General features: G+C 69.3%; 8 protein-coding genes, 1 tRNA gene and 1 pseudogene. 3 read left to right on the top strand and 7 right to left on the bottom strand.

Annotation, left to right across the window (positions count from 1 at the left end; genetic code table 11):
- Positions 1-86: 86 nt before the first annotated feature.
- Positions 87-2,861, bottom strand: a complete 2,775-nt coding sequence (locus Vau01_RS33025) for an NACHT domain-containing protein (protein WP_204000794.1) — start codon at positions 2,859-2,861, stop codon at positions 87-89.
- On the opposite strand from Vau01_RS33025, the pseudogene Vau01_RS65345 reads away from it, so the two are divergent.
- Positions 2,768-4,057 (top strand): annotated as a pseudogene (locus Vau01_RS65345) (recombinase family protein); the annotation flags it as partial. The gene Vau01_RS33025 and the pseudogene Vau01_RS65345 sit on opposite strands and share 94 nt — an antisense overlap.
- A 580-nt stretch (positions 4,058-4,637) precedes the next feature.
- On the opposite strand, the gene Vau01_RS33010 reads toward Vau01_RS65345, so the two are convergent.
- Together Vau01_RS33010 and Vau01_RS33005 are read right to left on the bottom strand one after the other, a co-directional pair.
- Positions 4,638-4,710, bottom strand: a tRNA-Ala gene (locus tag Vau01_RS33010).
- A 73-nt stretch (positions 4,711-4,783) separates the two neighbouring features.
- Positions 4,784-5,338, bottom strand: a complete 555-nt coding sequence (locus Vau01_RS33005; RefSeq protein WP_203925151.1) for a YqgE/AlgH family protein — start codon at positions 5,336-5,338, stop codon at positions 4,784-4,786.
- Between the two features lie 866 nt (positions 5,339-6,204).
- Between Vau01_RS33005 and Vau01_RS33000 the strand changes: the two genes are divergently transcribed.
- Complete coding sequence (locus tag Vau01_RS33000; RefSeq protein WP_204000892.1) at positions 6,205-6,975, top strand: S-methyl-5'-thioadenosine phosphorylase; 771 nt, start codon at positions 6,205-6,207, stop codon at positions 6,973-6,975.
- Positions 6,976-7,064: 89 nt separating this feature from the next.
- Here the strand turns inward: Vau01_RS33000 and Vau01_RS32995 are convergent, their stop codons facing one another.
- Positions 7,065-7,478: a CHRD domain-containing protein gene (locus tag Vau01_RS32995; RefSeq protein WP_204000792.1), complete on the bottom strand. Its 414-nt coding sequence runs from the start codon at positions 7,476-7,478 to the stop codon at positions 7,065-7,067.
- 274 nt (positions 7,479-7,752) lie between these two features.
- On the opposite strand from Vau01_RS32995, the gene Vau01_RS32990 reads away from it, so the two are divergent.
- Positions 7,753-8,454, top strand: a complete 702-nt coding sequence (locus Vau01_RS32990) for a hypothetical protein (protein WP_204000789.1) — start codon at positions 7,753-7,755, stop codon at positions 8,452-8,454.
- A gap of 6 nt (positions 8,455-8,460) precedes the next feature.
- Here Vau01_RS32990 and Vau01_RS32985 read toward each other — a convergent pair whose 3' ends face one another.
- From Vau01_RS32985 to ispG, 3 genes are all read right to left on the bottom strand, one after another.
- Positions 8,461-9,588 carry an MHYT domain-containing protein gene (locus tag Vau01_RS32985; RefSeq protein WP_239152036.1) on the bottom strand — a complete coding sequence of 376 codons (1,128 nt, stop codon included), beginning with the start codon at positions 9,586-9,588 and terminating at the stop codon, positions 8,461-8,463.
- 646 nt (positions 9,589-10,234) lie between these two features.
- Positions 10,235-11,068: a GNAT family N-acetyltransferase gene (locus Vau01_RS32980; protein WP_204000783.1), complete on the bottom strand. Its 834-nt coding sequence runs from the start codon at positions 11,066-11,068 to the stop codon at positions 10,235-10,237.
- Positions 11,069-11,095: 27 nt separating this feature from the next.
- Positions 11,096-12,262, bottom strand: a complete 1,167-nt coding sequence (gene ispG, locus Vau01_RS32975; protein WP_204000781.1) for a flavodoxin-dependent (E)-4-hydroxy-3-methylbut-2-enyl-diphosphate synthase — start codon at positions 12,260-12,262, stop codon at positions 11,096-11,098.
- Between the last annotated feature and the right edge of the window lie 12 nt (positions 12,263-12,274).

Genomic DNA, 12,274 nt, shown 5'->3' with positions numbered 1-12,274 from the left:
CCACGGTTGGAGTCGCGCGGCGAGGGCTGGTGAGACGCCGTGATCCCTATATAGCGACGACAGCCGTCGCACGAGGTGATCGGCCTCTAGTCGAGAAGACCATGGTGGTCCTTGATCCAGCCGACTCCAGCAAGATCCTGGACCAGCCACCGGTACGCCAGACTGGTCGCCGGGCAGGTGTGGCCGAGTGGCAGGTCTAGGTTCTGGAGCGGGCTCTGGCCGAACGTCGTCCGAGCGGCAGTGCGCCGCTGCTGGCTGAAGGTCCAGAACGCGTCACCGTCGTCGGGTACGAGTCGCAGGTCGACTGACGGCACGTCCGATCGTTGCGCATCGCGGTCGGGATTCAGGCTGACGATCATCTCGATCATGGAGGCGTTCTCGTCGTTGACGGGTCGCCGGACGAGTCCCTCGACGCGGACGGGCAGCATGCTGTAGAGCCCCAAGGCGTCACCGAAGGCGGGGAACGAGGTCTCGGCGAGCTGCCGGTAGCCGATCAGGGCTTCTCGCACAATGTCCGTCGCTTGGGTCAAGGTCAGCTCCCGCGAGTACGTCTGCCAGATCCACCTGCCTGTCTCTGGTTGATCGCCTTCCGGCCAGATCGGCAGGAGCGTATCGCCGTCCTCCATGGCCAATTGGGCGGCGAGCCACCGGATGTCGTCGGAGTCGACGGAGCGGCCTGTGCCTTGCCACGTCGACCGCACCGACCGGTTCACCCGGTCCATCCACGCGGCGACGGTGTCGCGCAGTTCGGCGAGGTCGATGGTGCGGCGCCGGCGGGCGGCACCGGAGTTGTAGACGAACTCGGCGAGCAGGTACAGCCGTTCGCGCGCCAGCCTTGACGTGCGGGGAACGGGCAGCGTGCGTCTTCTGATCACGGTCTGGAGCTGTTCTTGCAGCGCCTTCTGGGCGCGCAGCCAGCGACCAAAGTCAGAGGTCGGAAAGCGAATCCCCTCGATGCGGTGCCATCGGCCGAGGCTTGGCCATATTTTGGAAAGTTTGATGACGTCAGGCGGCGGCAACTGGTCGCGTGAGCGGGCGAGCGTCATATGGCCGTTCTGCAACCAGGTGCCCCATTGGACGAGGCGACCGTCGCGGTGTCGGGCCAGTGACTCGGCCAGTGGTCCGAGTCCTGTCAGCAGGGCTTGTTCGGCGCCCCGTAGCCACTGCCCTGCGCGGATGGCAAGGTCGGGCTCGTCGGTGAGTTCGCCGGTGGGGTCGCGGCTGCCGATGAGCGCCGCGATGGCCTCATCGGAGGGACCGTCGTGGGTGCGGTCCGCACTGCCGTCGGCGATCTCATCGAGGACCCAGAACGCTGCCGCCGGATTGACCCTCGCGAGACCGCCGACGAGGCGTTCTTGATCCTGGTCGATGGCAGTGGACACGGCGAACGCGAGCGCGTACCGCCACCGCGGGAACGAACTGGCCGCCGCGATCGTCTCCACGTCTGCCAGGCCCATCCGGAGCGCTTCGGACCCGAAGTACTGCTCGAATACGGGCAACGCGAACGTCAGCTCCGTGCCGTCGCCGACGACCAGGCCGGTTGTGGTGAGGCGACGGACGAGCGGCAACGGCCCGAACGAGGTCGCGGTGACCGGCTGCGACTGTCCGAGGATCCGAACGGCCAACCGGGCCAGGTCCTGCCACGTGCCATCAGCGACCTCGTGGCTCTGCGAGTCGATGACCATGGTCGCTAGATCGGCTAGGAGTTGTGCGCGGGATACTTTGAGGTCGCGGCCAGCGTGTACACGCATCGCCAGGCCGAGAGCGGTCAGCGGACTGGTGAGCAGGCCGGCTATTTCGGTGTTCCACAGTTGCCAGGGGATGTCGTCACCGAGTGCCAGCTTCGCCAGCTCAGCGCCCCGCTGGGCCGGCCACGGCTCGACCAGGATCTTCTCCTCTTCAGGCACAAGAATCCCTGGCCGCGCGGTCGCCAACACGCTGACCGCCGGCCACGTGTGGACGAGTTGGCGGGCTTCGGCAAGGAGACGGGCAGCGTCCCGCAACGGGACACTGTCCAGGTCATCGATGACCACCTGGCATCGGCCGGAGGGGTCGCCGCCAAGCTCGCTAGCGATCGCCGATTCCAAGCCGGCGGTGATGTGCCGAGCGGGAAGTAACAGCGGAATCTCGGTGTCCGGACTGTTGGCCGCCACCTGGACAGCCTGCCCCCACCAGCGAAGAGCTTGTTCCGACTTGCCGGCCCCAAGCCGGCCTACCAGAACGCGGACCTGCCCCGCTGGCACTTCAACCAGCGGGTCCTCGCGCGCCGCCATCCACGCGAGGACCGCCGGGCGACGCTCCGCCGGCACTAGCGGTGTCAACCGGGAGACCCGCATGGCGTGGCCTCGCCGAATGGCCAGTTGCCACGTCTCGATCCGGCTGCGCATCCGCGGGTTGAACGGCACAACCGCGCTGATCCTCTCGACGACAGCGCCGAGATCGAACGGTGCGACCGCCTCACGGGCCTCTTCGTCGCTGATCTGCCAGTTACGTTGCGCGCGTTCGAAGTCGGCCAGCTGATCCCGCTTCCAGGCCCGCAGCATCTCGGCCGGGTACTCGTCCGGGACCTGATCGATCTCCCACGCATGGGGAAAGCACAGCAGGAGGAGGTTGCCGACGTCGCGGTTGTCCGCTTCGCTCATGGCCGGGTTCCAGCGAGGGCCGCCTTCGCTGCGCGCATGAATGTGGGCAACGTGGCTGTTGAGAACGTGCTGACCGGTGTCCGTGTTCACGGTGTACAGATCGGCACGGCACCCAGGCTTCGCACATGCGAACGCAGTGCCATAGAGCTGCCGCACGGTGCCAGGCGTGGGCACCCGATGCTCGATCGGCTTGTCCGATCCGGCGGAACCCTTGGTCACGGCCCCATTCTCCTGGTTCACGGCCCGCGCCCGTCCTCCGGGTACACATCCGAGTCGGCGCCGCATCACCGACCTCACCAGCCGGTAGCAGCTCCCGCCGCGGCCAGAACGCGAGTCGCGCTATCATGCCCGCCCTCATGCCTGGATCACCGACCGCAAGGCCCTCAGGAGGAGCCGTGGGACGCCAAGTCCGCACCCGCACTGTGGCGACCCTCGCCGAACACGGCGTTCGCGTTGCCATCTACCTACGCCGCTCCACCGACGAGGAGCACCAGCCGTTCTCCATCGAGGCACAGCATGCCCGACTCCGCTCGTATGTGAAGTCGCAGCCGGGCTGGAGCCTGGTCGCCAGGTTCGAGGACGACGCGTCCGGTGCGAAACTCGACCGGACCGGCCTGGAGCAGGCGCTCGCCGCCGCCCACGGCGGCCGCTTCGATGTCCTGCTGGTCTACCGGGTCGATCGGTTCACTCGCCGCATCCGCGACCTCGTCACGCTGCTGGATGAACTCGACCGGGCGGGCGTGGTTTTCCGGTCTGCGACCGAGCCGTTCGACACGTCCACTCCTGCGGGACGGATGCTGGTCCAGATGCTCGGCGTGTTCGCCGAGTTCGAGCGCGAGATGATCATCGACCGGGTCATCAACGGCATGGAACGCAAGGCGTCCAAGGGTAAGTGGACCCTCAGTCGGGTGCCCTACGGCTTCGATCGGACGGCCGATGACTCATTGATCCCAGTTGAGGACGAGATCGCTGTCGTGAAGCAGATCTTCCACCTGTATACCCGCAGGCGTCTCGGCTGCCGTGCCGTGGCCACGCATCTCAACGAACGTGGCCTGCTGCGCCGCGCCGCCCCCGGTAAGGCCACTGCGGAGTCCCGTTTACGGCCGTGGAGCCACAAGACCGTCGCAGACGTGCTCACCAACCGCGTCTACCTCGGCGAGGTCCGCTTCCGCGACGTCATCGCTACCGAAGCCCACCGATCGGTGATCGACCTCGCAACGTTCGGCCTGGCCCATGAAATCCTCACGCAGCGTGGCGAAGCCCCCACGAAGGCCGGAAGCCCGTCCGACTACCACCTCACCGGCAAGATCAAGTGTCCGGCGTGCGCTCGGCGGTACGTCGGCACCAACGCATACGGCCGCAGCCGCACCTACCGCTATTACACCTGCTGGACCCGCAGCCGATACGGCGTCGATCACTGCGCCGCTCCCCGGATCGACTCCGACACGCTCGACGCCACAGTGCTCTACGCGGTCCAGGACTTCTTCACCAACCGGCTCGACGAAGCGCGCCAAGCGATAGCAGCAACGCGGGCCCAACACCAGCAGGCCCGGGCCGGCTACGAGGCCGAACTGGCGACCCTTGAGGAGCAGCTCACCGTCAAAGAAGCCATCGTCGATCGCTATCTCGTCGAGTACGAGGACAACAAGATCGACCGCGACACCGTCGCCCGCCGCGTCGAGAAAATCTCCGAACAGATCCGGGAGCTCAGCCACCGCCGCGACGAGTTGGCCTTTCTCCTGGACGCTGCCGCCGACGAGTCGGAAAGCGACCACCTCGTCGAGATCCGCGATCGAGTCACCGCGATCATCGCGACCGGTACCGCCCCCGAGCGCAAGGCCATGTGCGAATTCCTGCTCGCCGAACTCAGCATCGACGGCCAGACCGCCACCCCGGTCATCCGCGTCCCCCTGAGCCGCGAGGACACCCCGTCGATCCTGCAAACAGAAACGCGAACCGCGCCTTCAAGAGCGGTTCGCGCCTGTCCACCTTCGGTGGAGCCGAGGGGACTCGAACCCCTGACCCCCACACTGCCAGTGTGGTGCGCTACCAGCTGCGCCACGGCCCCCAGATGTCCCGGCTCAGCACCGGCACCCGCGCAATATTACACACCCCACCGCCCCCGGCCCCACCGGGTTACCTCAGTTGAGCGCCGGATCGGTGGGATAGTGGGCGACGGCTGCCAGGAGGCCGCCCTGGCGGCGGAGGACCATGGGCCACAGGTCGTCGGGGCGGCCGGCGAAGGCGTCGCCGGGGAGGGCGTCGAAGACGAACCAGGAACCGCCTTCGATTTCGCCTTCCAGTTGGCCGGGGGACCAGCCGGCGTAGCCGGCGAACACGCGTACACCGAGGACGCTCTCGCGCAGCGTGTCGGGGTCGGCGGACAGGTCAACGGTGCCCACCGCGCCGGCCACCCGGTTGAACCCAGCCAGCTGTTCGATGCCGGGGCGGGCCCGGGCCAGGCAGATCGCCGCCTCGGGCTGCACCGGGCCGCCCTCGAACACGACCGCGGGCTCCTCGGCGAGCGTGCCCCAGGGTCCGAGAACCTCGGATACCGGAACCTCGGTCGCGCGGTTGAGCACCACCCCGAGCGCCCCGCCTTCCTCGTGGGCGACGAGCAGTACCACCGTCCGCTCGAAGTTGGGGTCGCGGAGCGATGGCGTCGCGACGAGCAGCCGCCCCGTCAGCGACTCCATGGACCTGCCTCGCGCCGCTCCGGGCCGACCGGGCCCCGCGGCGCCACCGGGTGCCCCGGCGCCGAGGCCACGGGGGCGCGCCCGGTCTGAGCTGCCGGATTCGGGACGCCCGGAGCCGGGACCGCCGGGAGAACCGGAGGACGGACCGGTCGCCTCGTCGGGCTCGCCGACCCGAGGTTCGCCGTATCCGGAGTAGGGCTCGTCGTTCCAGGGATCGCCGGGCTCAGGATCGCCGAACCAGGGATCGTCGAACCTGGGACCACCCGACCCGGGACCCTCGGCCTCGGGATCCTGAGATCCAGGACCCCCAGATCCAGGACTGGACGAACCAGGACCAGATGCGCCGGGACTGGACGGCCCAGGACCGGATGCGCCGGGACTGGACGGCCCAGGGCTGGACGCGTCGGGAGCGGACTCGTCGGGCGCCGGGGAACCCGGTGCTGGGGAGCCGGGTGCAGGGGAGTCGGGTGCTGGGGAGCCGGACCGTGATCCCCCCGATCCGGGCGGAACGGGCCGGGATCCGAACCGCGGCGTGTTGGACCCGCGTCCCGATCCGCGGCTGCCGGGGCGAGCCTCGCCAGGTCCGCCGGAGCGGCCCGGCCGGGCCTCGTCGGCGCGCGTTTCACCGGACCGTGTCTCGTCAGCCTCAGATTCCCCAGCCCCGGACCCGGACCGGGGATCACCGAACCGAGGATCACCCGACCCCGGACCGCCCGACCCCTCGAACACGTGCTCAGCCTGCCACGCAGAACTCGTCGCCGTGGCGATCAGCCGCAGCCGGTACCGGTGTCATCACCATGCCACGCACATTAGCCTGGCCGATCCCACACAGTTAGCCTCAGCCGGTGGACATCGCAACGATAGCCGTGATCGGCGGTTCGGGTCTGTACGCCCACCTGGCCGAGGCGGAGCAGCTTGAGGAGCATGCGGTCGACACCCCGTACGGCCCGCCGTCCGACGCGGTAACCGTTGCAACTGTCGGGGATCGGCGGGTCGCATTCCTGCCTCGGCACGGCCGTGACCACCGGTTTCCGCCGCACCGGATTCCGTACCGGGCCAACATCTGGGCGTTGAAAGAGCTGGGCGTCCGGCAGATTCTGGCCCCGTGCGCGGTGGGTGGCCTGCGCGCCGACCTGGGGCCGGGCACGTTCGTCGTCCCGGATCAGCTGGTCGACCGGACCAGCGGGCGTACTCAGACTTTTTACGACACCGGCGCGGTGCACGTGAACTTCGCCGATCCGTACTGCCCGACCGGCCGCGCGGCGCTGCTGGCGGCGGGGGCGGGCCACGGCAAGAACGCGGTCGACGGCGGGACGATGGTGGTCGTCGAGGGGCCGCGGTTCTCGACCCGGGCCGAGTCGCGTGCGTACGCGGCCATGGGCGGAACTGTCATCAATATGACCGGACACCCGGAAGCGGTACTCGCCCGCGAACTCGCGCTTTGCTACTCGGCCATCGCGCTCGTCACCGATCTTGATGCCGGGGTCGAGGGTGATCATGGGGTGACCCAGGAAGAGGTGTTCCGCGTGTTCGGCGAGAACACCGAAATACTGCGAAAAATACTATTGGACGCCGTGAGCGCGCTCCCGGTCACCCGATCGTGCGCCTGCGGGTCGTCCCTGGACGGCATCGCCTGACGTGAGTGGCCCGCTGACGACCGGGGCGTCGTTGACCCGGTCGCCAGCGGACCTACCGGTTCCCCGGGGAACCGGTCACTGGTGAGTGATCACCAGTCGTGGTCCTGGTCGTTCCAGCGGAGCTGGCCGCGGATCGCGCCATCTTCGCCGTCGACCTGGACGTTGTAGCGGCCCGGCGAGCGGACCATCGCCCACGCGGTACGCGGGCCGACCTGCCGGCAGCCGCTGCCCCAGCTGCCCGAATCGCGCAACTCGGCCACGATGTCGGCGTCGCTGTTCGGGTCACCCCGGCGGCCGACGTAGACGTTGATGTTCTCGGGGTCCTCGACCCCACGGACGAAGTACGTGAAGCAGACCTGGCCGCGGTCGGGCCTGACCTGCAGGCTCACCGTGCCCCAGCCGTTGGTGTCGCGGTCTTCGTCGACCACACCGCGTCCGCTCAGCACAGCCGCGAGGCTGGTCGAGCGGTCGTGGTCACGGTCGTCGTCCCACGGCTTCGCCATCGCTGGAGCGGCGATGGCCGGCCCGGCCCCGAGTGCGGTGCCGAGCGCGAACGTTAGAAGAACTCGACGGACGGAAGACATGCCATTACCTCCACGGACGATGCGGTGGAGGAACCCTGGGAGGATGTTGGCGGTTCTTTCGCCACACGAGCATAGTGCGGATCCGGAGATTTAGCCGCAAAACAGGTAACTCGGCGATCCTGGCATCGACGGAGTTAAACCGATCGGCCCATCGGCCCGTGTAATGGGAGGTACACCGACGTGGGAGCCGATCATGAAGCTCAGGGGTCTTGCCGTCGTCATCGCCGGCGTGCTGGCGCTGGCGGCCGCCTTGTTCGGCCTGGCCACGGTCGCCGCGAGCGAGGCGCAGAAGGATCGCGAGAAGGCTGCGCAGGCCGATCAGGCCGCGCGGACCGTCGGCGAGCCGGCCGCGGGCACCCCGGCCGCGAGCTCGTCGAGCGGAACCGACGGCCTGGCCGCCCCCGGCGGCCCCCCTCCGGTGGACCCGAACGCGCCGATCACCACCTACGCCGGCAAGGTCGACGGCCGCGGGGCGTCGATCGCGATCGCGGTGCGCAACGGCCAGGCGATCGCCTACATGTGCGACGGCGCGAAGTTGGAGGCGTGGCTGCAGGGCCCGGCCGGCGACGGCCAGCTCGCGCTCACCGGCAAGAACGGCGCCAGCGTCACCGGTACCCATGACGGCACCGTCGCCATCGGCACGGCGATCGTCGCCGGTCGTACGTTTACGTTCAAGGTCAAGATGGTGCAGGCACCGAACGGCCTCTACCGCATCGCCGACAAGGTCGCCGCCGCCGCGGTCAACGGCGGCTGGATCGTGGCCGACGGCGAACAGACCGGCACGCTGACCGTCAACGGTGTCAGCGGTGCGGCCCCGCCGCTCAACACCGAAACCGGCGAGGTGACGATCAACGGCGTGGTGGTCAAGCCACCGCGCGCCCAGCCGCCGGCCTGACCCGCCCTAGTCGTGGTGGGTCGGGGTCCGGGGCGGCGGGGTCCAGGGCTCGCGGGTGTTCCGGCGGGGCGGCTGCGCGCCGTCGTACTGGTGCTCGGTGATGGGACGCGGTGCGGGGTGCACCGGGTCGATGAGCCCGGCCCAGCGGCTGCCCTGGTCCGGCTCGGTTTCCGCGAGGCTTGCGCCCAGCCCCGGCCCCGGAGCCGGGTCACCGGGTACCGGCCGGGCCGCTGCACGCGGTCCAAAAGTTCCTGGCTGCGTGGCCGCGGGCCCGGCGGCCGCGGGCGGGCCGTAACCACCGTTCGCCGGGGCCGGCGGGGAGTCACCGCGGCGCACGAACCGGCTGGCCGCCGACGCTTCCGGGGCCGGCGGTGGCTCGGGGGCCGCGCGGGGCGGCTCGTTCGCCCAGATGCCCAGCGGGGCCGGGGCCGGCTGGCCGTTCATGCGGGCCTCGATGAACGCGGTGCCGGCGCGGTCCTCGTCGGTGGGTGCGGCCAGCACCGAGTAGACCAGGCCCATGACCACGAACACCACGGCCAGCGCGATCGGGGCGATCAGGTTGGTGCTGCTGGCGCCGGTGACGTCGCCGTGCTCGGAGAGCTCCACCGACATCGCCGACATGCCGGTGTAGTGCATGCCGGTGACGGCCACGCCCATGACCATCGCGGACGCGAAGATCACCCCGCCGCTCTTCACCGTGACCGCCAGCCACAGGGCGACCGTGGCGGCGACCACCGCGATGAGGATGGACGCGCCGACCCGCACCGGGTCGTAGGAGATCTCGCCGTCGAGTCGCATCGCGGCCATGCCGATGTAGTGCATCGCGTTGACGCCGAGCCCGGTGAGCAGGCCGCCGATCGCGATCTTCGGCACCGACGGCTTGCCCAGCGCGACGATGAACAGGCCCACCCCGACGACGGCGATCGCCACGACCACGCTCAGCGCGGTGACGGCGATGTCGTAGCGGATCTCGGAGCCGTCGACCGTGAATCCGATCATCGCCATGAAGTGCATGACCCAGATGCCGGTGCCGCCGAGGGCGACCGCCGCGAGCACCAGCCACCAGATCCGCTGCCGGCCGGCGGTGAACCTGAGCGCCCGGGAGGTGCAGATAAGTCCGAGTAAAGACCCCAAGACGGACAGAGAATAGGCCATGATGGGCGTAATCCACCCGTACGCAAAGTGGTGGACCTCTGCCATTGATGTCTCCCGGCCGGCATCGAAAGAGGCGTTCAGAAAGTTTCTTCACTTCATCATTCGCAAGACCGTTCGCCGGTGCAACTTCTGATCGATCACCAATTCGCGTAGTAGTTGATCCACTGCGGGAGGTGCCCCCACCTGGGGCGACGAAAACCCGTGGCGTACAGACGGCGCTAAGGGGCATGATTTACGCATATGACGGAGTCGTCATTACCCGGCGCGACGAAGCCGCTGTGAATCGAGGCCAACCCTCATTCATCCGGTCCTGGATCTCGGCGCGACGGGATACCGAAGAATGTCGCCGGTGCGGGGCGCACTCGCTTCCCGTCCCGTTCCGGCGGCTTCTCGTCGGTGAAATCGGGCCGTTCAGCCAGGGCCTGTGTTGAAGTCCTGGCCGAGGCGAGCCGAGGTCCAGGCGGCTACGGCAAGGCCGGCCCGCGGAGCTTCGCCCGGCGGCCCACCCAAGCCGCCGGCAAGGCGCGGGTTCGTCCCGATACCGGTGTTGTATCGGGGCGAAGCCGCAACGCCGCCGGGCATCGCCTGGGCCCGGCGCAGCCCGGTCAGGACTTCAACACAGGCCCTAGAAGAGGACGGTGGCGAAAGTGTCCACCTGGCGGAAGCCACATCGGGCGTACACCTGACGCGCCGGCTCGTTGAAGTCGTTCACGTACAGGCTCACCGTCGGTGCGATGCGGCGCAGCACGTCGTCGACCACCGCCGCCATCCCGGCGGTCGCGATGCCGCGGCCGCGGAACTCGGGGTCGGTCCACACGCCCTGGATCTGCGCGGTGTGCCGGGTCACCACCGCGACCTCGGCCTTGAACACCACCCGGCCATTGCTGAAGCGGGCGTAGGCGCGCCGGGCGCGCACGAGGTCGAGCACGCGGTCGTAGTACGACGGGTCACCGTCGGCGGCGGGTGCGACGCCGACCTCTTCGGTGTACATGGCGACCGAGGCCGGGTAGAGCGCGTGCACCTCGTCCGATCGAACGAGTCGCACGTCGGGGTCGGGGCGCACGCCGGGTGCCGGGCAATCGGCGACCAGCAGCGGCTGGCACCCGCGCACCTCGCGGGCCGGCCCCCAGGTCGGTGCCAGGCGGGTCCACATCTCCAGCACGGCGTCGGCGGTGCCGACGATCGACGAGCAGCCGCGCGGCTCGCCGGCCACGAGTTCGGCGAACGCGCCGGCCGCCGGCTGTGACGCCAGCACCGGAACCACGTTGGCGCCGACCCAGCACAGCGAGCCGAGCCGGCGGCCGTACCCGAAGATCCGGGCCTCGTGCCGCCACCACGCCATGCGACCGGACGTGACCCGCTCGGCGACCTGCGCGCCGGCATAGGGCGCGGCGTCGAGAAGACGTCGCACCTCGGCGGCGTCGGTGTCACCCAGAAGCCGCACCGGCACCGTGAGCATCCGTCTAGCCTGCCAGATTTTCCGCTGTCAGTGGACGGTGACCGTCGGGCCCGCCCCGCGGAGATCCTCGGGCAGTTCCACGCCCATCTCGTCGGCGAGCCGCAGCGCCTCCTCGACGAGCGTCTCGACGATGATCGACTCCGGAACCGTCTTGATGACCTGGCCCTTGACGAAGATCTGGCCCTTGCCGTTGCCCGACGCCACGCCGAGGTCGGCCTCGCGGGCCTCGCCGGGACCGTTGACGACGCAGCCCATCACGGCGACCCGCAGCGGCGCCGGGAACCCGTCGAGCGCGGCGGTGACCTGCTCGGCCAGCGTGTAGACGTCGACTTGGGCGCGCCCGCACGACGGACACGACACGATCTCCAGCCCGCGCTCGCGCAGCGCGAGCGACTCCAGGATCGCCAGGCCCACCTTGACCTCCTCAACCGGCGGGGCCGACAGCGAGACCCGGATGGTGTCGCCGATGCCGTCGGCCAGCAGGGAGCCGAACGCGACCGCCGACTTGATCGTGCCCTGGAACGCCGGGCCGGCCTCGGTGACGCCGAGGTGCAGCGGGTAGTCGCACCGCTCGGAGAGCAGCCGGTACGCCCGGATCATCACGACCGGGTCGTTGTGCTTGACGGAGATCTTGATGTCGCGGAAGTCGTGCTCCTCGAACAGCGAGCACTCCCACAGCGCACTCTCGACCAGCGCTTCCGGGGTGGCCTTGCCGTACTTCGCGAGCAGCCGCTTGTCGAGCGAGCCCGCGTTGACGCCGATGCGGATCGGCACGTTCGCCGCCGACGCGGCGGCCGCGATCTCCTTGACCTTGTCGTCGAACTGCCGGATGTTGCCCGGGTTGACCCGCACCGCCGCGCACCCGGCGTCGATCGCCGCGAACACGTACTTCGGCTGGAAGTGGATGTCGGCGATCACCGGGATCTGCGACTTCTTCGCGATGGCCGGCAGCGCTTCCACGTCGTCCTGCGACGGCACCGCCACGCGCACGATCTGGCAGCCCGACGCGGTGAGCTCGGCGATCTGCTGCAGGGTCGCGTTGATGTCGGCCGTGTTGGTGGTGGTCATCGACTGCACCGACACCGGCGCGCCACCACCGACGGCCACCTGGCCGACCATGAGCTGCCGCGTCTTCCGCCGCGGCGCGATCGGCTGCGGAGGTGCCGGGGGCGTGCCAAGGCTGATTGCGGTCAAGGGGGGCACTCC

Origin of the sequence: Virgisporangium aurantiacum, assembly GCF_016863635.1 — a bacterium.
GTDB lineage: Bacteria > Actinomycetota > Actinomycetes > Mycobacteriales > Micromonosporaceae > Virgisporangium > Virgisporangium aurantiacum.
The sequence above is the reverse complement of the archived record's forward strand: the minus strand, read 5'-3'. Positions and strand labels throughout refer to the sequence as shown.